The sequence below is a fragment of the Psychrobacter immobilis genome (assembly GCF_904846185.1).
Lineage (GTDB): Bacteria > Pseudomonadota > Gammaproteobacteria > Pseudomonadales > Moraxellaceae > Psychrobacter > Psychrobacter immobilis_B.
The window spans coordinates 108,598-130,539 of sequence record NZ_CAJGZQ010000002.1 but is presented as its reverse complement, the minus strand read 5'-3'; the positions used below and the strand labels follow the sequence as shown (position 1 = coordinate 130,539).

The 21,942-nt window shown below is 43.2% G+C and carries 19 protein-coding genes; 10 read left to right on the top strand and 9 right to left on the bottom strand.

The genetic code is table 11. From position 1 onward, the window contains the following. Nucleotides 1-6 precede the first annotated feature (6 nt). The 7 genes from JMW94_RS01490 to JMW94_RS01460 all read left to right on the top strand — a co-directional run bounded on the left by JMW94_RS01490 (nucleotide 7) and on the right by JMW94_RS01460 (nucleotide 9,033). Nucleotides 7-1,638, top strand: coding sequence for a GMC family oxidoreductase (locus tag JMW94_RS01490; RefSeq protein WP_201600075.1), 1,632 nt, complete (start codon nucleotides 7-9; stop codon nucleotides 1,636-1,638). A 470-nt stretch (nucleotides 1,639-2,108) separates the two neighbouring features. Beyond that, nucleotides 2,109-3,749 carry an ABC transporter substrate-binding protein gene (locus tag JMW94_RS01485; protein ID WP_201600072.1) on the top strand — a complete coding sequence of 547 codons (1,641 nt, stop codon included), beginning with the start codon at nucleotides 2,109-2,111 and terminating at the stop codon, nucleotides 3,747-3,749. 195 nt (nucleotides 3,750-3,944) lie between these two features. Then, complete coding sequence (locus JMW94_RS01480) at nucleotides 3,945-4,961, top strand: ABC transporter permease (protein ID WP_201600069.1); 1,017 nt, start codon at nucleotides 3,945-3,947, stop codon at nucleotides 4,959-4,961. A 141-nt stretch (nucleotides 4,962-5,102) separates the two neighbouring features. After that, the gene (locus JMW94_RS01475; protein ID WP_087814459.1) at nucleotides 5,103-6,017 is read left to right on the top strand and encodes an ABC transporter permease; all 915 of its coding nucleotides are present in this window, start codon (nucleotides 5,103-5,105) and stop codon (nucleotides 6,015-6,017) included. Nucleotide 6,018: 1 nt separating this feature from the next. Continuing rightward, nucleotides 6,019-7,101: an ABC transporter ATP-binding protein gene (locus tag JMW94_RS01470; protein WP_265088295.1), complete on the top strand. Its 1,083-nt coding sequence runs from the start codon at nucleotides 6,019-6,021 to the stop codon at nucleotides 7,099-7,101. After that, nucleotides 7,098-8,069: a peptide ABC transporter ATP-binding protein gene (locus JMW94_RS01465; protein ID WP_201600067.1), complete on the top strand. Its 972-nt coding sequence runs from the start codon at nucleotides 7,098-7,100 to the stop codon at nucleotides 8,067-8,069. Before JMW94_RS01470 ends, JMW94_RS01465 begins: the two co-directional genes overlap by 4 nt. Beyond that, nucleotides 8,062-9,033, top strand: a complete 972-nt coding sequence (locus JMW94_RS01460; RefSeq protein WP_201600064.1) for a DUF4424 family protein — start codon at nucleotides 8,062-8,064, stop codon at nucleotides 9,031-9,033. Before JMW94_RS01465 ends, JMW94_RS01460 begins: the two co-directional genes overlap by 8 nt. Nucleotides 9,034-9,133: 100 nt before the next feature. On the opposite strand, the gene JMW94_RS01455 is transcribed toward JMW94_RS01460, so the two are convergent. Beyond that, nucleotides 9,134-9,361, bottom strand: a complete 228-nt coding sequence (locus tag JMW94_RS01455; protein ID WP_045453341.1) for a DUF2798 domain-containing protein — start codon at nucleotides 9,359-9,361, stop codon at nucleotides 9,134-9,136. 45 nt (nucleotides 9,362-9,406) lie between these two features. Then, nucleotides 9,407-9,826, bottom strand: coding sequence for a nuclear transport factor 2 family protein (locus tag JMW94_RS01450; RefSeq protein WP_201600062.1), 420 nt, complete (start codon nucleotides 9,824-9,826; stop codon nucleotides 9,407-9,409). Between the two features lie 143 nt (nucleotides 9,827-9,969). On the opposite strand from JMW94_RS01450, the gene JMW94_RS01445 reads away from it, so the two are divergent. Beyond that, a complete protein-coding gene (locus JMW94_RS01445) occupies nucleotides 9,970-10,908 on the top strand; it encodes a LysR family transcriptional regulator (protein ID WP_201600059.1) in 939 nt (312 codons plus the stop codon). A 56-nt stretch (nucleotides 10,909-10,964) separates the two neighbouring features. Here the strand turns inward: JMW94_RS01445 and JMW94_RS01440 are convergent, their stop codons facing one another. The 4 genes from JMW94_RS01440 to serS form a co-directional block, all read right to left on the bottom strand. Further along, nucleotides 10,965-12,077, bottom strand: a complete 1,113-nt coding sequence (locus JMW94_RS01440; RefSeq protein WP_201600057.1) for a nuclease-related domain-containing protein — start codon at nucleotides 12,075-12,077, stop codon at nucleotides 10,965-10,967. Nucleotides 12,078-12,152: 75 nt separating this feature from the next. Then, nucleotides 12,153-12,809, bottom strand: a complete 657-nt coding sequence (locus JMW94_RS01435) for a LysE family translocator (protein WP_055125127.1) — start codon at nucleotides 12,807-12,809, stop codon at nucleotides 12,153-12,155. A 133-nt stretch (nucleotides 12,810-12,942) separates the two neighbouring features. After that, nucleotides 12,943-14,940: a transketolase gene (gene tkt / locus JMW94_RS01430; protein ID WP_201600055.1), complete on the bottom strand. Its 1,998-nt coding sequence runs from the start codon at nucleotides 14,938-14,940 to the stop codon at nucleotides 12,943-12,945. Nucleotides 14,941-15,221: 281 nt separating this feature from the next. After that, a complete protein-coding gene (serS, locus tag JMW94_RS01425) occupies nucleotides 15,222-16,508 on the bottom strand; it encodes a serine--tRNA ligase (RefSeq protein WP_201600052.1) in 1,287 nt (428 codons plus the stop codon). Nucleotides 16,509-16,941: 433 nt separating this feature from the next. On the opposite strand from serS, the gene JMW94_RS01420 reads away from it, so the two are divergent. Both JMW94_RS01420 and JMW94_RS01415 read left to right on the top strand, forming a co-directional pair. Next, complete coding sequence (locus JMW94_RS01420; RefSeq protein ID WP_055125130.1) at nucleotides 16,942-17,601, top strand: YcxB family protein; 660 nt, start codon at nucleotides 16,942-16,944, stop codon at nucleotides 17,599-17,601. A 375-nt stretch (nucleotides 17,602-17,976) separates the two neighbouring features. Then, nucleotides 17,977-18,453: a Dps family protein gene (locus JMW94_RS01415; protein ID WP_201600050.1), complete on the top strand. Its 477-nt coding sequence runs from the start codon at nucleotides 17,977-17,979 to the stop codon at nucleotides 18,451-18,453. Between the two features lie 267 nt (nucleotides 18,454-18,720). On the opposite strand, the gene JMW94_RS01410 is transcribed toward JMW94_RS01415, so the two are convergent. The 3 genes from JMW94_RS01410 to JMW94_RS01400 all read right to left on the bottom strand — a co-directional run bounded on the left by JMW94_RS01410 (nucleotide 18,721) and on the right by JMW94_RS01400 (nucleotide 21,728). Next, entirely contained in the window at nucleotides 18,721-19,410 is a 690-nt protein-coding gene (locus JMW94_RS01410; RefSeq protein ID WP_201600048.1) for a DUF2057 family protein, read from the bottom strand. Nucleotides 19,411-19,485: 75 nt separating this feature from the next. Further along, nucleotides 19,486-20,289, bottom strand: a complete 804-nt coding sequence (hda, locus tag JMW94_RS01405; RefSeq protein WP_060491634.1) for a DnaA regulatory inactivator Hda — start codon at nucleotides 20,287-20,289, stop codon at nucleotides 19,486-19,488. Nucleotides 20,290-20,621: 332 nt separating this feature from the next. Then, nucleotides 20,622-21,728 (bottom strand): AI-2E family transporter, encoded by a 1,107-nt coding sequence (locus JMW94_RS01400; protein ID WP_201600045.1) that lies wholly within the window; start codon nucleotides 21,726-21,728, stop codon nucleotides 20,622-20,624. Nucleotides 21,729-21,942 lie beyond the last annotated feature (214 nt).

Genomic DNA, 21,942 nt, shown 5'->3' with positions numbered 1-21,942 from the left:
TGTAAAATGGAATTTGATAAAAAATTTGATTACGTCATCGTTGGTGGTGGTTCAGCTGGCTGCGTACTTGCTAGCCGATTAACAGAAAACTCAGACATTAGTGTCTGCTTATTAGAATATGGCGGTGAAGGCAAAGACCTTGCTGTCCGTGTCCCTGCCGGACTGATTTTGATGGTGCCAGGCAAGCCGCTGAAACTGAATAATTGGTGCTTTCATACCACGCCGCAGATGCACTTGAACAATCGCCGCGGCTTTCAACCACGCGGGCAATGCTTAGGTGGCTCATCTGCGATTAATGCCATGATTTATACGCGTGGTAGTGCGCTCGATTATGAACGTTGGGTTGAGCAAGGCTGCGAAGGCTGGGGATTTGATGATGTACTGCCCTACTTTATCAAAGCAGAAAACAATATCCATGGGGGTGATAAGCTGCATGGTGATAGCGGACCACTGCATGTCAGCGACTTACTGAGTCCGCGTGATATCTCCAAAGCATTCGTAGAAGCCGCCATCACCAATGGTTTAGATCATAATCAAGATTTTAATGGCCAAAAGCAAGACGGTACAGGGCTATATCAAGTCACCCACTTTCATGGCGAAAAACAAGGTCAACGCTGCTCTGCGGCAGCGGCTTATCTACATCCAGTACAAAACCGATCAAATCTGACCGTCATCACCCACGCCCAAGCCAACCGCGTCATCTTCGAAGACAAACAAGCCGTTGGTGTCGCTTATGAAAAAGATGGCGTCGAGCATGCGGTTATGGCGCGTCATGAAGTGATATTATCTGGGGGCACTTTTGGCTCACCCAAAGTCCTGATGTTGTCAGGCATTGGACCTGCTGAGCATCTACAATCGCATGGCATAGACGTCGTGGTAGATGCGCCCGATGTTGGTGGTAATCTACAAGATCACTTAGATGTCGTTTTTGATTACGAGGTCAATACCACTGACGTCATCGGTATTGGTATGGCGACAATTTCGACATTGACCAAAAGTATTCGGCAGTGGAGAAAGGATGGTACAGGCCTCTTGTCTACCAACTATGCTGAAGCGGGCGCGTTCTTTAGTGTCGGTGATGATCCAAAAGAGTGGCCAAATACCCAACTGCACTTTGTCATATCCCGCGTGATTGAGCACGGTCGTGATCTTAGACGTGGCTTTGCGGTCTCTTGTCACAGTTGCTACCTACGCCCTGAAAGCCGCGGTACGGTCAGACTGGACTCCGCCGACCCCTCAGACGCGGTATTGATTGATCCAAACTACCTCTCGCACCCAAAAGATGTGGAATATATGATTGCAGGCGCGGAGCGTACGCGCGCCATCATGCAAGAATCCCCCATTGCCAAATATATTACTGAAGACTACCCTGCCCCCTATATCGAAAAAGACGGTATGCTCGGCTATATCCGCAACAAGTCAGATACCATTTATCATCCTGTCGGCACTTGCCGTATGGGCTCAGACAGCAATTCAGTCGTCGATTTGCAATTAAAAGTACGCGGCGTAAATGGCTTAAGGGTCATCGATGCCTCAATCATGCCGACTTTAATCAGCGGTAACACCAATGCGCCAACGATTATGATTGCTGAAAAACTCGCAGACCTTATCAAAGCAAATCACGGTCATATCGAATGATATCACGCCATAAAACATGGGAAGATATGCGTCTTATAATTAGTATTTTTATTTAAGAAACTTATTTACTAAAACTTTATATTCAATAAAATGAAAATAAGCAGATTGTATCAAAGTTCAACCCATATTTTTTCGTGGTTATTTTTATCAGCATTTCTAAAATAAGGAGAGACTCTAACAAATTCGGCAATAAAGATAGTAAAACAGGACGTTTTCTATCAAATTAGCTTACGGATGTCTTGCATTACCACTGTTGAACAGAGTATATTTAAACCACTTATTTATATCGGTATTTTTTGCAAATCTGAATAATGGTTAATACAACCTAAAATATTTTTTATTTTGCATATTAGAAACACGATATAAACAATTGCTTTAAAGGGAATTAAAAGCACGCTCATTATATTTATAGTTCAAAAACGATCTTATAAATATATTGGCGACTATTTATCATTACATAGGATGTAATAATGCAAAAATCACTCTTCAAACTGACGATGTTGGCGACAGTTATTCTAGGCATCAGTGCCTGTAGCGGCGACAACAAAACCACCGATGAATCTGCTGCCAGCTCAGATGCTAAAGCAGCCAAAACCTTACTTTATTGCTCAGAAGGTAGTCCGGCTGGATTCGATCCAGCACAATACACTGCAGGTACCGATTTTGATGCGAGCGCCTTTCCCATCTACAACGGCTTAGTGGAATTCAAAAGAGATGGTACTGAGATTCAGCCAGCCTTAGCCGAAAGCTGGGATATTAGTGAAGACGGCAAGACTTATACCTTTAACCTACGTAAAGGGGTTAAATATGGTAAGACCGATTACTTTACCCCAACCCGTGATTTTAACGCAGATGACATTGTCTTTACTCTAGAGCGTATCACCAATCCAGAGTTTGAATTTAATAAAGCCTATCCTGCTGAGTTCCCTTATTCGGTCGGTATGGGGCTACCTGATATTATCTCCAATATCGAAAAGGTTGATGACAATACCGTCAAAATCACCCTAAGCGAAACCAATGCGCCATTTTTACAGAACCTAGCGATGCCATTCGCTTATATCGATTCTGCTGAGTATGCAGAAAAGTTAATGGCTTCTGGTAATGCTGCTGATATCAACACCAAACCCGTTGGTACAGGACCTTTCGTCTTTACTTCTTATCAAAAAGACGCGCAAATTCGTTATACCAAAAATCCAGACTACTGGAACAAAGATGATATTCATATCGATAATCTAGTCTTTGTCATCACCAAAGATTCAGCAGTGCGTGCGCAAAAAGTGCAAGCAGGTGAATGTCATGTGTCCGCTTATCCAAAACCTGCCGAAATTGACTCTGTCAAAAAATCTGGTAAGGCCACCGTTCTCGATCAACCCGGCTTTAACGTCGGCTATGTCGGCTATAACGTTGAAAAACCAAAGCTTAGCGACCTTAAAGTTCGCCAAGCATTAGATATGGCCATCAATAAAGATGCCATTATCAATGCGGTTTATCAAAGCGAAGGATTAAAAGCCACCAATCCTATGCCGCCCACACAATGGGGTTACGACAAATCTATCAAAGATGCGCCTTATGATGTGGAAAAAGCCAAGTCCCTTATCAAAGAAGCAGGCGCGGACAAACTTGCCATTAATCTATGGTATATGCCCGTGCAACGCCCATACAATCCTAATGCCAAACTCATGGCTGAAATGCTACAAGCAGATTGGGCGAAAATTGGTGTCGATACCAAGCTTGTGACCTATGAATGGGGCGAGTATCTAAACCGCGCTGCTAAAGGTGAGCCTGATGTCATTCTAGCGGGCTGGACTGGTGACAATGGGGATCCTGATAACTGGCTTGGTACGTTGCTATCTTGTGATGCGGTCGGTGGCAATAACTACTCACGCTGGTGTAATAAAGACTTTGACACTTTGGTGACTAACGCCCGTCAGATTACCAATCAAGATGAGCGCGTCAGCGATTATGTACAAGCTCAGCAGATATTCAAAGAGCAATTGCCTTGGACGACGATGGCACATTCGGTGGTCACGGTATTCACCGCACCAAACGTCGTCGATTATAAAATTAGTCCGCTTGGCTCAATACGCTTCGATGGTGTAAAGGTTGAATAACCTGAGCTGATGACGTCCGGTAAGACATGCATAATTGTTTAATTTATATTCGGCTGGGTCAGACACTCTGCTCCAGCCGTATTTATATGAGTTAAGCGCCTTATTAAGCATTTTGTCACCGACTCTCTCATCTCTGCCAACATTCTACTCATCGATCTCAAACGATTGAACCACAACTATTGAATTGAGCAGCCCATGCTACTTTATATTTTGCGGCGCATTGCCATTCTAATTCCTGTCTATCTTGGCTTAACGCTATCGACATTCACCCTAATTCGGCTCGTCCCTGGAGATGCCGTCGAGATTATGATGGGTGAGCGTATGGTCGATCCAGAGCTACATGCTCGAGCGTTAGAAAGACTTGGCTTAGACAAACCCCTCATTGTCCAATATTGGGATTACTTAACTGGAATATTGACCGGTGATTTTGGTCAATCCTTTCGTACTCGTACTCCGGTATTACAAGACTTCTTTGCTCATTTTGTACCAACCTTAGAGCTGGCTTTATGTGCCATTGTCATTGCCAGTATTGTCGGTGTGAGCTTAGGTATCTTTGCCGCGCTACGACGTGGTACATGGATTGACTACACTTTAATGTCAGGAGCGCTGGCTGGCTACTCTATGCCCATCTATTTATTGGGGCCTATCCTGACTGGTATATTCGCCCATTATCTCGGCCTGTTGCCCGTCGCTGGTGTCATATCTGTCGCGCAGTTTTTAGACGTCAAACCTTTATATGGATCATGGTTATTGGGCTCTTTAACATCAGGAGAACCTGGCGCGTTTTGGGACGTGGTAAAACACTTTATCCTACCGTCTATTGCCTTATCGACCATACCACTCGCGATGATTGCACGCATGACACGCTCGGCGATGCTAGAGGTGTTAGATGAGGACTACGTGCGTACAGCGCGCGCCAAAGGCCTATCGCCGCGCCGTGTGATATTGGTACACGTCATGCGTAATGCCTTAATCACTGTGGTGACTGTGATTGGTTTACAGATGGCGACCTTGCTCGCGGGGGCTATTATCACTGAGACTATCTTTAGTTGGCCAGGTGTTGGTAATTGGCTGCTCGATGGGTTTTTCACTCGTGATTATCCTATTGTGCAAAACGGTATTTTATTGGTCGCCACCGCCCTGATTTTAGTTAGTTTATTTATTGATATTTTGTATGGTCTTATCAATCCGCGTATTCGACATACTTCTTAATTTAACATTGATAAATACTCATATTATAAATAGTGGTTATTGGTGTTTGTATGGTCTTGAGTGAGTTTTAGCACATTTTAAATGCTTGCTAAAAACGAGACTGACATACTTTCAACGCGCTAGCCACTATAGGAACTGCTCATGAAGCCTTCTGTTCTTCCCTCTGATGTCAATCTTATGGCCGCCACACCGCCGTCATCTTGGCAGCTATTTTTATCGACGTTTTGCCGAAATAAAGGCGCGGTGCTTGGTTTTATTGTACTAGCATTGATGGTCATTATTGCCATCCTTGCGCCTGCCATTGCGCCCCATGACCCTTACGAGTTATTTACTGGTCAAGAGCAGTTGCCGCCTGCCTTTCTGGATGGCGGCAATACCATGTTTTGGCTAGGCACGGATGATGCTGGACGAGACACCTTGTCTCGGGTGATGTATGGCGCGCGTTATTCTCTATTTATCGGTCTGAGCGCGACGACTCTTGCCATGTTAGTCGGTGTTTCATTGGGACTTAGTGCTGCATTTTGGCCCAAGGTTTGGGGCAAAGCGGTCATGCTGGTCAATGATATTTTGATGTCTTATCCGAGCTTACTATTGGCGATCATTATCGCCGCCATCCTAGGTCCTTCTATGACCAATACGATTATTACGATCGCCTTGGTCTGTACGCCACCTTTTATTCGGCTGACGCGCGCAACTGCGATGGTAGAGCTACAGCGTGAGTATTTTATCGCTTCACAAGTGATGGGCGCTGGTGTGCTTAGATTGTTATTTATCACTATTTTGCCCAACTGTATGGCACCGCTCATCGTGCAGGCGACGATGATTTTTTCCTCAGCTATTTTGGAAGCAGGCGCAATTGGTTTCTTAGGCTTTGGTGTACAGCCACCCGATGCAGAATGGGGCGCGATGCTCGGTACAGCACGTCAGTATATTCAAAGTAATGTTTGGCTCGCTATTTGGCCCGGTGTCGCCATTTTCTTAGCCGCATTGTCGATTAACTTGACTGGTGATGGCCTGCGCGATGCGCTAGATCCCAAATTAAAGCAGGTGACCTAAGATGACTGAAGCATTAATTAAAACGCCTACCACTCACACTTCTATGAATGACGCATCAAAAAAAGAATCACCATTGTTGCTAGATATTGAAAATCTTTCAGTGACTTTCGGGCAAGGTGTGCGCGCTTTTCGTGCAGTCGATGATGTGTCGTTAAAGATTACACAAGGCGAAGTCATCGCAGTCGTGGGTGAATCTGGCTCGGGTAAGTCGGTCACTATGATGGCACTGATGGGGCTACTACCACCCTCTGCAACTGTCCGTTCCAAGCGCGTTATGTTCGATGATAAAGATATGCTCAGTATGTCAGCCAAAGAAAAACGCGGCATCATTGGCAAAGATATCTCAATGATCTTTCAAAATGCCATGTCTTGCTTAAATCCAAGCTTTACGGTTGAGATGCAACTGGGCGAAGTCTTACGCAAGCATCTTGGTTTGAGTGGTTCAGCCGTACAGACACGTATCTTAGAGCTGTTAGAGCTGGTCGAGATGCCCGATGCCAAAAATCGACTCAAGGTTTATCCACATCAGTTATCAGGCGGTATGAGTCAGCGGGTCATGATTGCGATGGCAATTGCTTGTGAGCCAAAGCTTCTGATCGCAGATGAGCCAACCACTGCACTGGATGTCACGGTACAAGCGCAAATCATGGACTTGCTAAGCCGATTGCAACGCGAAAAACAAATGGCGATGATACTGATTACCCACGACTTGGGTTTGGTCGCGCAAAACTCGCGTGATGTCGCAGTCATGTATGCCGGACAAGTGGTCGAAACCAGTACCGTGCCGGATATTTTCCAAAAGCCTGCTCACCCTTATACCGAGGCATTGCTACAAGCAATCCCAGAGCTAGCTATCGGTCAAGATAGATTGAACAGTTTACCCGGAGTCGTGCCTAGCCAATACGATCGCCCAAGCGGTTGCTTATTGTCTCCTCGCTGCCCGTACAAAGAATCGGCTTGTGAAGTGCCACCGCCCATATTGGATACGCCCAATGGCAAGGTGCGCTGTATTCATCCAGAGTTGCCGAGCTTGCCTTCTAATTCATCTACCTCTCACGCTGCTACCTTGGAGTCACAAGTATGAGTAATAAAGTGGTCCTGAAAGCAGACAATCTACATAAACACTACCCAGTATCGCAAGGGTTGGGTAAAGCAAAAGCTTACGTTAAAGCATTGAATGGTGTGTCGTTTGAGCTTGAGGCTGGCAAGACACTGGCCGTCGTCGGTGAATCAGGCTGCGGTAAATCTACTCTTGCCCGCCAGCTAACACTCATCGAAGAACCTACTCATGGCGAGCTATTTATCAATGATGAAGGCACTACCGGCTATAGCAGAAAAGCGCTAAAAGAGCTGCGTACCGAAATTCAAATGGTGTTTCAAAACCCTTATGGCAGCCTCAATCCACGCCATACTATCGGTTATCAGTTGACGGAACCATTAGATATTCATACCAAACTGTCCAAAGATGAAAAGCGTGACAAAATCAACGAGATGATGCGAAATGTCGGTCTGCGTCCCGAACACGCTGGCCGTTATCCGCATATGTTTTCTGGAGGTCAGCGCCAACGTATTGCCCTCGCCCGCGCCATGATGCTCAACCCTAAAATTGTCGTCGCTGATGAGCCAACTTCCGCGCTCGATGTATCGATTCAAGCGCAAGTCTTGAATCTGTTTATGGACTTGCAGGACGAGTATCGTACTGCTTACGTCTTTATCTCGCATAACTTGTCAGTCGTGCGTCATGTGGCTGATGATGTGATGGTGATGTATTTAGGTCAGGCTGTCGAACACGGTCCTAAAGAAGCGATTTATAATGCGCCAAAACACCCATATACCATCGCCCTATTGGCTGCGGCACCAACGGTAAATGGTCATAAGAACGATTTAACGCTACAAGGTGAGCTACCAAGCCCGCTCAATCCACCAAGTGGCTGCGCCCTGCACAAACGCTGCCCATATGCCAAGCAGCAATGTAGCGAGATAGAGCCGCAACTGCGCGAGTGGGACGGTCGATTGGTGGCTTGTTTACGTTTAGAAGAAATATATGGATAAGCGCCATCTGATGTTTAGCGGTACATTAGCTTACACTGTGCTGCTAGCAATGACTGCTGCCCAAGCAAACGACTCTACTGGCTACATAGGTACAGGCGGTGTTGAATATCTTAAAAATAAAAATATCAGCATGCACAGTGAAGACTTATATATCTCCAAAGATAAAATCCGCGTCAATTATGAGTTTAAAAACTTAAGCAATAAGGATATTACCGAAACCGTTTTATTTCCTATGCCCGCTGTTCCTAGTTTTACAGGCTCAGATTTTGCTGATACTAGCGAAACTTATAATAATTTTAAACTTTGGGTCAATGGCAAACCCATTGATCCAGAACTACATGTTCGCACTTTTATGTACCCAATAGTCTTCAAAGATGGCGATAGAACCTATGCAGACACCTCTATTGATACGACTGAAATATTTAAATCCTGTGGTCTTAACGAGGCTGATATGATGGGACCTTGGACGTATCAAGTTGACACTGAATATGTCAATCAACAGCTTTTAGATTGTAATAATAAGGCACTAGATAGATTCATCTATGATAGAGAAAGTCTTTATATACCTTGGGATTCGCAGGTTATCTATAGTTGGGAGCAAAAATTCAAAGCCAATGCGACGACCAAAATCAAGCATTCATATACACCGCTTGTAGGTGGCTCAGTTCATCTAGGTCAAGAAGGATTCCCAAATTTTTGCGTAGATGCTTCAACTCAAAGAGGATTTCACAAGAATGGTAGTCGCCCTTATCATGCCTTAAGCTATATCTTGACCACAGGTGCTAATTGGGCAAAACCTATCGCTAATTTCAAACTTACCGTAGAACGCGATCCTAATGAATTAGTGTCGTTTTGCTGGAAAGGAAAGGGTAAAGTCAAAAAGGTAAGCGCGACGACGTTTGAGATTAAAGAGACTAACTTTATGCCAACGCACGATTTTGATGTCGCTTTTATTATGAAGTAGCCGTTAGTTTGTAAGATACTCCTAGCTCACTGATAAAACTTGTTTCAACAGCAATCGTGGCAATAAATTTAAGCGTCCTGAGTAATAGTGTTCTAATGAATTATGAGTCTAGCAGACTTTTAGTCAATTTCTGCACCGGATTGGCTATTATCATGACGCAAACAAAGGCGACAGGCGCAGCCAGCATCCAAGCCTTAAACCAGTAATAAACAAACCTATCCACCATACCAAGGTTGATAAAGGTGATATAAATTGTCATCATCCCTGATAATAAGACTGCCATAATTGCAGTATTAACAATGCGGAACTTATAACTCTTTCGCTTCATCTGATTCATCATAGCCTCAAGCAGTTTCAACCTTTCATTTACCTTTTATCTTGAGATTTGCATAGCAGCTTCTAAAGCCGCCGTGTCCTCATGCATGCGGTATAGTTCAATCTCGCCAGCATCATTAAAACAGACAATCATTGACCACAGGCTATTAAATACTTTCCCCGTGTGTTTGACTGTGTGAGCAAGCTTGCCAAATCTGATCACATAATTATCAGCGACGATAGACTCCTCCATTATAAAATCGCCAAACTCGAACATTTTCGCAAGATTTTTAAAAAAATCAACACCTTCATCTTTGCCACTGTGCGTCCCATAAATAGGCACCTGACTGTCTGTATTCTCTCGAAAAACCACGAATTTAACGTTTTCATCACATCGCTGCATGGCTTGCTCATATTCACCCATAAAGATGTGTGCTATAAATTGATCGAGTGTTTGGGTGTTTGATGATGATTGCATACGTCTCTCAATATTTTATAAAGTAGATAACGAGTCTAATATAGTGGCGTAAAGATAAACAGATGATAGATAGGCAATCACTGTGCAAAAATACTCAATGAAGTTTGCTAAACTGAACACTCATACTAAACGGTAGTTTTGAGATGCAGTGGGATGATTTGGCTTACTTTGTTTGCTTGGTGGAAAAACAGACTCTGACTGCTTGCGCTGAAGAGCTGGGGGTACAACACAGTACGGTTGCGAGGCGAATTGATCATCTTGAGCAAACATTATCGGTAAATCTGTTTGATCGGCTAGGCAAACGCTATGCACTGACGCCAGAAGGGTCGACGCTCTACAGCCAAGCCATTGAGGTGAAAAAAGAGATAGCCGTATTTGAGAGAATGGCAATTGATCAGAACGCGATGCAGGGCAAAGTTGTTATATCGGCACCACCTGTCTGGGCAAATGAAGTGCTGATAACGGCTCTGACTGAGTTTCGCCAGCAGTTCCCAGATATATTAGTCGCGTTGAGCGGTGAAGTTGGCTTGAGCAATTTACATCACAGAGAAGCAGACATCGCTATAAGAACGCGTTGTCCCACACAGGAAGATCTGGTTGCTCGTATTATTGGGTCCACAAGATACGGTTTCTTTGCTAATAATGAATACCTCAAAAACACCCATTCTGATCGATGGCAATTAATAGAGTTTCAAGCTAATGCTAGAGTACTGATTTGGTCACAGGCTTTAGTGAAACAGCATGCCTATACGGTTGCATTTAACACTAATGATTTATATATGGCCTGTCATGCTGCTCGTAAAAAAATAGGTATCGCGTTACTGCCAGAGTTTTTGGCTCACCAATACTCAGAGCTAACGGCAGTTGATCCAATTAATCGAGTAGCGCTGACAGCTCGAACGCCACACATATTAGCGAAAAACCACGCTTCATCATTCACATCAGACAATCAGGATTCAATCTCAAATACCAGCATTCCACTCACTCAAGACTACCCTCTCTATCTTGTGATGCATCCAGATGTCAGACGCTCTGCACGAGTGAGAGCAGTTGCTGATTGGTTAATTGCCAGTTGTGCTTAGCTCAAGTAGTTGTATGTAATACGGCTTATATAGAGTATGGATTATATAGAATACCGCTAATCAACATTCACTACGCCCCAACATTTAGGAAATTGACTACAACCAAAAAAGTCTTTCCCTTGGTGCTGGCCTTTTTTTGCAACACGTTTTACCATTGCTGCCTGACATCTTGGACAGGCAGGTACTTGCTCTGTGATAGCTGTATGATTGATTTGCTCAACAGCTTTAAGATTGGTGCTATTAGACGTGATAGTCTCACATTCAGCCGTTTTAAAATCATTGCCCGATAACTCAGGCTCTACAACTTCAAACGGTGTAAGGAACGCTTTATTGTCCATATCATATGGTGTATTTGTCTGCTGAATATTCAGACTGTCAGTTAGTAACTCGCTAGATTCAATCTCAGTCTGACCCGACCATCGCAGCACTTCTCTACTTTTCAGCGTGGCTCGTTTAGCAGACTCTTTTACTATCAGCTCAGATATTGGTTTATTGACCATTTTAGCAACTGGTTTATCATTGGCGTTACCGCTAGGCTGCTTGTTTGTATTCTTGTTTGTATTCTTGTTTGTATTCTTGTTTGTATTCTTGCTTGGATTGCTATGCTTGTCTTTTAGATAGGCTTTATGCTCTCTATTGGTGCGCCAAGATTTGCTAAATCTGTTGCTATTAATCTGCTCAACGATAGACTTGACCTCGTCTTCAGTCAGTATCTCATCCTGCTTTTTCTTCACATAAGACACCATTCCACTCGTCAATACGTGCTCAGGTAACTCATCACGGGTCTTTAACTCACACTCACCGATGAAAGCAATCATCGAATGGAAATAGCTCAGCTCCAAGCCTAATAAATCTGCAAGCGTCTTAATGTGCAAGTAGTTTTGGCGCAATGGGTTCTGGAATTTGAATTTACTTCCATTCGGGAAAGCTTGTGTCCACTGCTTTTGCTTTTCGCTACCATATATCCAGCCCTTATAGTTTTTGGTTTCGATGACAAAGATGCCGTATATAGAGACGATAATATGGTCGATTTGGGTACTGCCGCCATTAGCTCGTGGCAAAGTAATACCGTTTAATCGGTTATAAACATCTTTTTCAAGCTTTAGCCACATGGCGACGTTGATGACGGTCTCGCCTAGAAAGCCTTTGAAAGTGGATTTGAGGGACATGGTTTTTTTCTTGAAAGCGGTTATGAAAAAATAAATAACGTTCAATATCAATATACTAATTACTTTTGATTAAAATTACCGATCTACAATTGCTGTTCTGACGATAGTTAAACCAATGACGCCAAGCAACGCCCCTGTAACTTTATCGATGTAATAAGCAACTTGGGTAAATTTAGCGCGTACTTTGCGAGTCGACAATAGAAATATGACAGCAGTGTCCCACGCGAATACCACAACAGTCATCCAAATACCTAAGCCCAATTTGAACACAAAACTTATTTCTGGTGTCAACACTACAGTGAATAAACTGAGATAAAAGAGTAGATTTTTAGGATTAAATATTCCAGACAAAAACCCTGCAGTAAATTCTTTTAAAAAAGTTGTCTTAGGTATATTTGAATGGGCTGATTGGGCTACCTGAAATTGGTCATACGCATCTTTTCGTGCGCGTAACGCCTGTATACCAAGATACATTAAAAACAACCCACCAATGATTTTTAGCGTAATCATAATAGGTGCAGAGGCGGCTAAAATTGAGCCAACGCCAATTAGACATAGACCAATGTACACAGCATTAGCAAAGGTGATACCGAGCGCAACCCCTATTGCGTCTTTACTGTCGTTCTTAATCGCACTCTTTACGATCAATACAAAATCCGGTCCAGGACTCAATAGTGCAAGAAAATGCGCCAAGCCGACCGTGATAAAAATACTCAACAAATCCCAGTTCATAATTAGTCCGTACTCTGTTTTTTTTAATTATGGACTAAATACCACTATGAATACACTGATTATTTAGCCAATAAAAAGAGCCACCAGATTTCTCCGGCAGCTCTTTTTTTAAATACTGACTAAGTTAGGTTTATTACACCAAACTATTTACTGCTTCAACCACAGCGTCAGTCGTAATACCAAACTCTTTGTATAACTGATCTGCAGGAGCAGATTCGCCATAGGTAGTCATGCCAATGACTTTGCCATCTAGACCAACGAACTTATACCAGTAATCCACATGCGCGGCTTCTACAGCTACGCGAGCGCGAATATTGGCAGGCAATACCGCTTCGCGATAGCTAGCATCTTGCTCAACGAAAATCTCAGCACATGGCATAGAAACTACACGAACGCCAACACCATTTGCGCTCAGCGTTTCATATGCTTCCATCGCTAGACCAACTTCTGAACCAGTCGCGATGATGATTGCTTTTAGCTCGCCCTGCTCTTTCGCCAATACATAACCACCTTTAGTGATGTTTGCGACTTGCTCAGCATCACGTGTTTGATGTGGCAAGCTTTGACGACTAAAGATCAATGCTGATGGGTTATTTTCAGACTTAATGGCCTCAACCCAAGCACTTGCAGATTCAGTCGCATCACAAGGACGCCATGTACGTAGATTTGGCGTGGTGCGTAGGCTAGTCAATTGCTCAACTGGCTGATGCGTTGGGCCATCTTCACCCAAACCGATAGAGTCATGCGTATAGACATGGATGACGCGCTGCTTCATCAATGCGCCCATGCGTACCGCGTTACGTGCGTATTCCATAAACATCAGGAAGGTGGCTACGTAAGGGATAAAGCCGCCATGCAATGCGATACCATTGGCAATCGCGGTCATACCGAACTCACGTACGCCATAATAGATATAGTTGCCGTCAGCGTCTTTTTCGATGCCTTTTGCGCCTTTGAATAGTGTTAGGTTTGAGCCAGCGAGATCCGCTGAACCACCTAGCAATTCTGGTAATAATGGCTGTAAGGTATTGATAGCATTTTGACTGGCTTTACGACTGGCGACATCGCCACCCGCTTCTTGCGTTTGCTGAATGTAGGCTTTTGCTTGGCTATCAAAGTCAGCAGGCAAGTCACCATTTAGACGGCGCAATAGCTCAGATGCCAGTTCAGGATAGACTTTCTTATAAGCGTCAAAGTCCGCATCCCAGTTTTTCTGCTGTACGTCGCCTTTCGCTTTGGCATCCCACGCTTCATAGATTTCATCAGCTAATTCAAATGGAGCATGCTTCCAAGACAACGCATCACGAGTCAAAGCGATTTCGTCATCGCCAAGCGGCGCACCATGACTGGCTGCTAGACCTTGTTTGTTCGGGCTACCAGCACCAATCGTGGTTTTGCAAATCAGAAGACTTGGTTTAGTAGTCTCTTTAAGCGCTTGTTCAGTTGCTTGAGTGATCGCATCGGCATCATGACCATCGACTTTGATAACTTGCCAGCCGTATGACTCAAAACGCGCTTGCGTATCATCAGTGAACCAGCCTTCGACATTACCATCGATTGAAATACCATTGTCATCATAGAAGAAGACTAACTTACCAAGACCTAACGTGCCAGCCAATGAGCAAACTTCATGACTGATACCTTCCATCAAGCAACCATCGCCTAAGAATGCATAGGTATTGTGGTCAACGATGTTGTGGCCATCACGATTGAACTGTGCGGCTAAGGTTTTTTCAGCGATAGCAAAACCAACAGCATTAGCAATACCTTGTCCTAGTGGACCAGTGGTCGTTTCGACACCAGGTGTATAGCCAAGCTCAGGGTGACCTGGGGTTTTCGAATGCAATTGACGGAAACCTTTCAGATCATCAACGCTGACATCATAACCAGATAAATGTAGCAATGAGTAAATAAGCATTGAGCCATGACCGTTCGATAAGACAAAGCGATCACGGTTGTGCCACTGTGGATCGGTTGGGTTGTGCTTCAAAAACTTGCGCCACAAAACTTCGGCAATATCGGCCATACCCATTGGCGCGCCTGGATGTCCAGAGTTGGCTTTTTGAACCGCATCAAACGACAGTACACGGATGGCATTGGCTAATTTACGTTCGCTAATTGGAGCTGGCATAGAGTGTCCTAGTATTGGGCTAAGAGGAGAGTTTACTCAAAGGAGTATAAGCATAAGGACGACAAATGCGTCCCTAAGTTATAGACTATAAAATCAAAGTGCAATATTAACATATTTGCTATAGGGCTAGCTAAGAATGCGGTGACAAGACCGTTTATATTTAGCAATGACTCACATCAGTTTTGTTAAACCATAAGCAGTGATAGGTTTTGATTTAAGTGATAAGTAACAAGCGGCGAGCGACCTAAACGGCAAGCAGCTCATTACCTACAGATCATTTATTAAACTGAAATAGTCTCAGCACCGCCCATAAACGGACGCAATACTTCTGGAATGGTGATACTACCATCAGCATTTTGATGGTTTTCCATGACTGCCAATAGTGTACGACCCACTGCCAAGCCTGAACCATTTAGCGTGTGTGCCAAACTGGTTTGCTTACCATCTTTGACACGTGTGCCCATACGGCGCGCTTGGAAGTCACCACAGTTAGAGCAGCTTGAGATTTCACGATAGGTGTCTTGGCTCGGTAACCAGACTTCGATGTCATAAGTCTTTTGCGCGGCAAAGCCCATATCGCCAGTACATAGTTGCACCGTGCGGTATGGTAGGTTCAATTGCTGCAAGATGTATTCGGCCTGCCCTGTCATTGCCTCTAGTAACTCATCAGACTGCTCAGCCGTGGCAATATTGACCATTTCAACTTTTTCAAACTGATGCTGACGGATTAGACCACGAGTATCACGACCATGAGAGCCCGCTTCACTACGGAAACAAGGCGTGTGCGCAGTAAACTTAAGTGGCAGCTCGCTAATATCTAAACGCTCGCCGCGTACCAAGTTGGTCATTGGCACTTCGGCCGTAGGAATGAGATAAAAGTCCATGTCTTCATTGTTTGTGTGATTTTTGAGCTTGAATAAATCATCTTCAAACTTAGGCAGCTGTCCTGTACCTTTGAGACTGTCTGAATTCACAATATAAGGCACGTACGTTTCAAGATAGCCGTACTTCATAGTATGGGTATTGAGCATAAATTGAATCAGTGCGCGATGCATTTGCGCCAACTGTCCTTTTAGTACATTAAAGCGGCTGCCAGTCAGCTTAGTCGCGGCTTCAAAGTCGAGCATACCAAGTGTCTCGCCAATATAAGTGTGATCTTGAATTTCAAAATCAAACGTACGAGGCGTGCCCCACTTGCGCACTTCTACGTTATCATCTTCTGACGTACCCACTGGCACATCGGCTGCTGGAATATTTGGAATTTGCATAGCAGCTTTGTTGATACGCTCTTGTAGAGTGCGCAGCTCGTCTTCGGCTGTTTTAATCTCACCACTGACATTCTGCATCTCAGCCAATAGCTCACTGGCATCTTCGCCTGATTTTTTCAAAGCACCCACTTGCTTAGCACCCGCATTACGGCTCGACTGCAACTCTTCGGTTTTGATCTGCAAAGATTTACGTTCTGACTCAACCGTTTGCCAAAAATCTATGTCAAGTGCATAACCACGAGTGGCCAGTTGCTGTTGTAAATCGCTTAAATCGCCGCGTAAGAGTTTTGGATCAATCATAATAGTTGCCTGTAACGCTAGAAGTGAGGAAGAGGTTCGAAAGTGTTATTTTTAAAGATACTGTTTTTAAAGGTGCTGATTTTATCAAAATAAGTGATAGCCGCTATAATACCAAGACACAGCAGATTTGACCATGTTTTGACCGCTGCTGATTGAATTTTCATTTATTACTTTCATTATCCGTAGCCAGTTATATTTGCTTTAAATGCATCTCTCAAAGTTCAGCTTACCTCAATAAGCCTCGCCCATCTTTATTAAAACCATTAATATCACCTCTATCAACGAACAGAGCGGCTTATATGTTTCATTTAGGGGTACTTTTCGGTAAGATAAGCGCATACCTTTTATTCGACTTCTAGCCAAGTACGACGTAGCTGCTACGTTTTGTCGATTTAAACCCAACACTTTCAATACAAGTATTTGAGAAACCTTTATGGCCTTGTACCCCTATACGCTACAACCTGTCGCCTTAAACCTAACTGAGGCAGAATTTCACCAAGCACAATACGAGCTATTTGCTAGTGCCAGCCCTTCTTTCGGTCTAAAAAGTATCAAAATGAAAGAATGGATCATTATGGCGGTAACCGTGGTACTAGCGATCGCAGGGTTGGTTTTTGTGACAGGCTACTCAACCATTATCTTTTGGCTGATGCTAGTTTCAGTCGTCATTTATTTACTGGTTCGTACCCTTGGCTTTAAATGGTATGTGAAAAGAGAGTTTGACAAGCAAGTGGCCGATCAAGAAATGCCGGATGAGATGCGTCAGATGAAATTGGGCGTACAAAAGCATGGCCTCGTCATGGCGATGCCAGTGAATCAGCCTGACACATTTAATAACAACCAAATGCGCGGCATGCAAATGCGAGCAGGCACGACCCAGCAAGCCGTCATTCCATGGTCAGCTGTCAAAAGCTGGGATGAGACGGACGACTATATCTTTATGATGTTTGAGATGAAAGGTCAACAAGGCAGCCAAATTGTGCCAAAGCGCTTAGAAGCACAGAAGTTTCCAATCGATACGGTACGTCAGCATTTGCAAGAAGTTATCCCCGTTAAAGGTTTAAACCCTGAAAACTTACAACCGCCAGCATAAAATAGTAGAAGACTTCTTTATCGCTTATTATATGAGCGATAAAGAAATAATCAATAAAAAATACTTTTTACAAAACCAATCATAATTATAAATTTATTGAAATTAACTTATTGATGGCGCTCTGCTATTATAATAGTCATCAGAAGAAAGGTGGTAATTGCTCTAAATTACATGAATGTATAGTTATGATTTTAGTTTAAGCTGACGCCATTCTATATGGCAGTTTTATCATACTATTTTCTAAGATTGTTACTTTTTAAAGCTGAAAAGCGTTAATATATTAAAGAGCATAGTAATGCAGCACACGAGTTGCTACACTTCTCATCTTCTTCATTTAATGTTTTATCTCAACACTCAAACTATAAGGATAATATTATGAGTAACGCTACTAATCAAATCGGTCTAGAAAAAGCTGACATGAGCGAAGTCATTGCAAAACTAAACAATTTATTATCAACTTATCACGTCTTTTATTTAAACGTCCGTGGCTATCACTGGAATGTAAAAGGCGAGCATTTTTTCACCTTGCATCCAAAATTTGAAGAACTGTATACCGCGCTACAATTACAAATTGATGAAATCGCTGAACGTATCTTAACGTTGGGCGGCACACCGCTGCATGCTTATAGCGATTTTACTCAACATACTAGCATTCAAGAAGATAAAAATATCAAAGATGGCAATGCTTGTGTGAAAGGTGTGGTAACTGGTTTACAAGCTTTGATTACAGAGCAGCGTAAAGTATCTGCTCTAGCAGCAGACAGCGAAGATCAAGGGACAGCTGACCTCGTAGATGCCTATGTACAAGAGCAAGAAAAGCTTATCTGGATGTATAACGCCTTTTTGGGTTAATCATTGCTAATGAAACAGTACATCACTAGGGCGTGTCCTCATTTTAAAAATGGTGATAAAAATGAGATAAATTGCAGTTAACCAAGGAAGATAGCGCTGTTAATATCGAGATATTGATAAGCTATTTGACGATGTTTAACAAAATTTAGCCATTTTTAGCCCATTTAGAGAGTAATTGATTGAATTGAGGGCACGCCCTAAAATCTAGATCATAAAAAAGCACCTACTTTAGGTGCTTTTTTTGTGCTTGCTGTTGCTAATGAAACCTTACTTTTGCATCCATTGACGCATTTTTTCGCGCTCAGCAGGCGTGGCTTGTAACCAAATTTGCATAAATTGATCTAAGGTATTAGCAGATGAATTAACGCTAGTGGTTTGCTTAGTAGTCGCTATCGTACCCGTATTCACACTTGGTTGATCTAATGCGGCAATCGCACGCTGATTCTGTAGCTCTGCATCACCTGCTCCGCCAAACACACCGCCGAACGCCTTGCCTAAACCTGACAACAAGCCACCTTGATTACCAGCGATACCTTGCTGACTTGCAACCACAGTATTGTTTTTCTCTACTGCCAGTATCGGACGTTTGGCATACTCTTTAGCTGCTGCATACTCTTCTGGCTGATTCGGCATGGTCAGACGATAGGTTTGATTGTCCGCCAATTCTGCCGTCACGCTCACATTACCCGAACGTAAATAGTCATGCTCATCACGGCGCAAGTCATATAAGCGATCATACTTCGCAGTAATCGCATGTTGACCCGGCTGAAGCGTGAACTTTTTAGTCAATGGTTGAAAAGCGCTCTGCTGCACTTCTTGCCCATTGATAGCCGTGACTTTGATATGGTCATCAACCAGTAGCGTTACTTCAGCATGCGACAGCATAGAGACAGAGCCTGCACCAATAAGCAACGTGCTGATGGTCAGTTTTTTTAGCAAAGAAGCATTGGATTTCATAAGTGATTCCATTAATAGTGAAAACGTTTTGGCAATAGTAAAAGCGCTTTGGATAAAAGACTTTAGTTGTTAATGCTAAAAATCAAGTGGCATCGTATGTTGATCTTGTTCCGCTGAATCGTTATCTACTTGTGTCTCTTGCGCAATATCAGCAAGCTCTGCTGCTAGTGTCTGCTCATCAATGGTACGCAATGCGTCAGTGATGACTGCTTTGGATATATTGCTACGCCCAAGGTTCGAAAACATCGGCTGAATATAATTGAGTACTTCCATCATCGCACCGATGCGATGTGGTCCTTCAGTAAGCAAATAATCAATAATTCGATCATCAAACTGCCAACCACGCCGACGCAAGATAGATTGTAATAACGCCTGACGATCAGCTAAGTCATGACCATTGGGTACTTTAAACGTAGGTGCTTGTGCCAAACGAGTCAGCAAATCCCTCAATTGAAAGGGCAAATCACCAGCAGGCTTATTGGCTGCAAACAACAATTGACGCTGACCTTCACGACTGCGATTAATCAAATGAAATAAGGCTTCTTGCCATTGACTGCTTTGCTCCAGCACCTCTAAATCATCGATCGCGATTAGATCGAAGTTTTCTAGAGAGGAGAGGACGTGCACATCGGTATGAATCAACTCATTGAGTGACAAACAAATCGCTGACTTGTCCATCTCAATAAATGACTCACAGATAGCAGATAATAAGTGCGACTTGCCCGTAGCAGGACTGCCAAATAGGTACAGCTGACCGATCAGGCCGACATGTAGTTGCCGCACTGCATCAATAATCGACATCCAACCAGGACCGGCAAAGTCACTTAGACTTGCATCATGCTTAATGTCCAGATTGAGACTTAGCTGTGCTTCTGCCATGAATCATCAACTCGTTTTGCGTAATGCAATAAATAAAAGGATAAATTATTAATAACTGTCTTTGAGATGCTCTTATACTACCTGATATAAACTTGCTGCGTTAGCATCTCGTTGTTTTAATCGAGAGTATATCTGAGAATTACCTAATCAAAAGTCATCTTGTTAACGACCAACTGGTTAACGGCTGATACTGTCAATACTGCGCCTATATATAACATATTTGCAAAATGACTGACAAGTCTTTTACCTATTAAGCCTTATCCATCGCTGTTTATCTCTCACACCATTTACTATTAATTCCCCATGACTCTATCAATTTAACGATAAAATACTTACCTCTTCTCAAACAAAGCCAATTGCTTACGACCTTTATAAAAATCTGTCGAACGATAGTAGATGTATAAATGGCGAAACAGTACATTAAGCACGGCAGACACTGGCAAAGCAATTAGCATACCAACAAAACCCAATAAGCTTGCGCCTGCCAATACGGCAAAAATCACCCAAAGCGGCGATAGACCTATCTTATCACCCAATAGTAACGGCTGTAGAATATAACCTTCTGCGGCTTGCCCAACTAAAAACGCTCCGACGATCAGCGACAAATACGTCCAATTTAGCCCAAACTGGAACAGGCAGGCGATAATGGCAGCGATAAAACCAATGCCAAAACCCAAATAAGGAACAAAGCTAGCAATACCGGCAACCATACCAATAATAAGCCCAAGCTCAAGCCCAATAAGCTGTAATTGCACTGCATAAATAGCACCCAATAAGACCATCACCAATAGCTGACCTTTGATAAATGCCATCAATGCAAGGTCACACTCTCGAGCAATCTGAATGACCTTTTGGCTATACGCAGCGGGAATCGCCAGCTTCCATGTTTGCAGACGCTGATCCCAATTGAACAAAAAATAAAAGGTTAAAATCGGTACTAGCACAATGAGTCCAGCATTATTGATGAAGTTCATGCTCGACACCAATATTTGGTTCATCATGGTACTGGCATCTTCAAACTTATAATTGGTCTGCATGTATTCAACCAATGTCTCAGAAAACCCTTTAGACTCCAACTCTGGCAGATTGATACGACTGTTGTTAACGAACCATTCACGTACGACTTCATTATACCAAGTTAAGACCTTAGGCAGATACTCCCACGCCGCTTGCAACTGATGCCACAAAGTCGGTATTAACCACCAAAGCAGTAGCACCATTCCTAAAGTGATGGTGGAATAGACAATGATAATCGCCACCCAGCGTTTGATATACTTCGATAAGCGTTTGACCAGCGGATTGAACAAATAAGCCAGTACGAAAGCAAAGACAAACGGTATAATGACTGGCATCATCAAATACAGTAACAATATACCCACCACCATCGCAACGACAATAAATAAGCGCCGAAAAAAAGGATCTATTGGTTGGTTCATCATGACAAGGAATCCTATGATAGGCTGATTTAAGATGGAGGTATAATTGAAAGAAATGATACGTCTTATCGTACAACAACGGCGTAATAGCGAACTGTTATCGACAATAAATTTAGCGTTCCATTATCGCAGAGTACAGCAAAAAATCCGTCATTTTTTGTTTCTTAACTTTTTATTTACTACTTAAAGTCAGTCTTCGTGAAATATCCGCCAAATA

Bases quoted from the DNA above. Each gene is read 5' to 3' on its own strand.
- JMW94_RS01465 (WP_201600067.1), top strand. From the start codon at position 7,098: ATGAGTAATAAAGTGGTCCTGAAAGCAGACAATCTACATAAACACTAC.
- JMW94_RS01435 (WP_055125127.1), bottom strand. From the start codon at position 12,809: ATGAACTGGGATTTGTTGAGTATTTTTATCACGGTCGGCTTGGCGCAT.
- JMW94_RS01485 (WP_201600072.1), top strand. From the start codon at position 2,109: ATGCAAAAATCACTCTTCAAACTGACGATGTTGGCGACAGTTATTCTA.
- JMW94_RS01450 (WP_201600062.1), bottom strand. From the start codon at position 9,826: ATGCAATCATCATCAAACACCCAAACACTCGATCAATTTATAGCACAC.
- JMW94_RS01470 (WP_265088295.1), top strand. From the start codon at position 6,019: ATGACTGAAGCATTAATTAAAACGCCTACCACTCACACTTCTATGAAT.
- JMW94_RS01455 (WP_045453341.1), bottom strand. From the start codon at position 9,361: ATGAAGCGAAAGAGTTATAAGTTCCGCATTGTTAATACTGCAATTATG.
- JMW94_RS01420 (WP_055125130.1), top strand. From the start codon at position 16,942: ATGGCCTTGTACCCCTATACGCTACAACCTGTCGCCTTAAACCTAACT.
- JMW94_RS01445 (WP_201600059.1), top strand. From the start codon at position 9,970: ATGCAGTGGGATGATTTGGCTTACTTTGTTTGCTTGGTGGAAAAACAG.
- JMW94_RS01460 (WP_201600064.1), top strand. From the start codon at position 8,062: ATGGATAAGCGCCATCTGATGTTTAGCGGTACATTAGCTTACACTGTG.
- JMW94_RS01480 (WP_201600069.1), top strand. From the start codon at position 3,945: ATGCTACTTTATATTTTGCGGCGCATTGCCATTCTAATTCCTGTCTAT.
- tkt (WP_201600055.1), bottom strand. From the start codon at position 14,940: ATGCCAGCTCCAATTAGCGAACGTAAATTAGCCAATGCCATCCGTGTA.
- JMW94_RS01490 (WP_201600075.1), top strand. From the start codon at position 7: ATGGAATTTGATAAAAAATTTGATTACGTCATCGTTGGTGGTGGTTCA.
- JMW94_RS01440 (WP_201600057.1), bottom strand. From the start codon at position 12,077: ATGTCCCTCAAATCCACTTTCAAAGGCTTTCTAGGCGAGACCGTCATC.
- JMW94_RS01410 (WP_201600048.1), bottom strand. From the start codon at position 19,410: ATGAAATCCAATGCTTCTTTGCTAAAAAAACTGACCATCAGCACGTTG.
- hda (WP_060491634.1), bottom strand. From the start codon at position 20,289: ATGGCAGAAGCACAGCTAAGTCTCAATCTGGACATTAAGCATGATGCA.
- JMW94_RS01415 (WP_201600050.1), top strand. From the start codon at position 17,977: ATGAGTAACGCTACTAATCAAATCGGTCTAGAAAAAGCTGACATGAGC.
- serS (WP_201600052.1), bottom strand. From the start codon at position 16,508: ATGATTGATCCAAAACTCTTACGCGGCGATTTAAGCGATTTACAACAG.
- JMW94_RS01475 (WP_087814459.1), top strand. From the start codon at position 5,103: ATGAAGCCTTCTGTTCTTCCCTCTGATGTCAATCTTATGGCCGCCACA.
- JMW94_RS01400 (WP_201600045.1), bottom strand. From the start codon at position 21,728: ATGATGAACCAACCAATAGATCCTTTTTTTCGGCGCTTATTTATTGTC.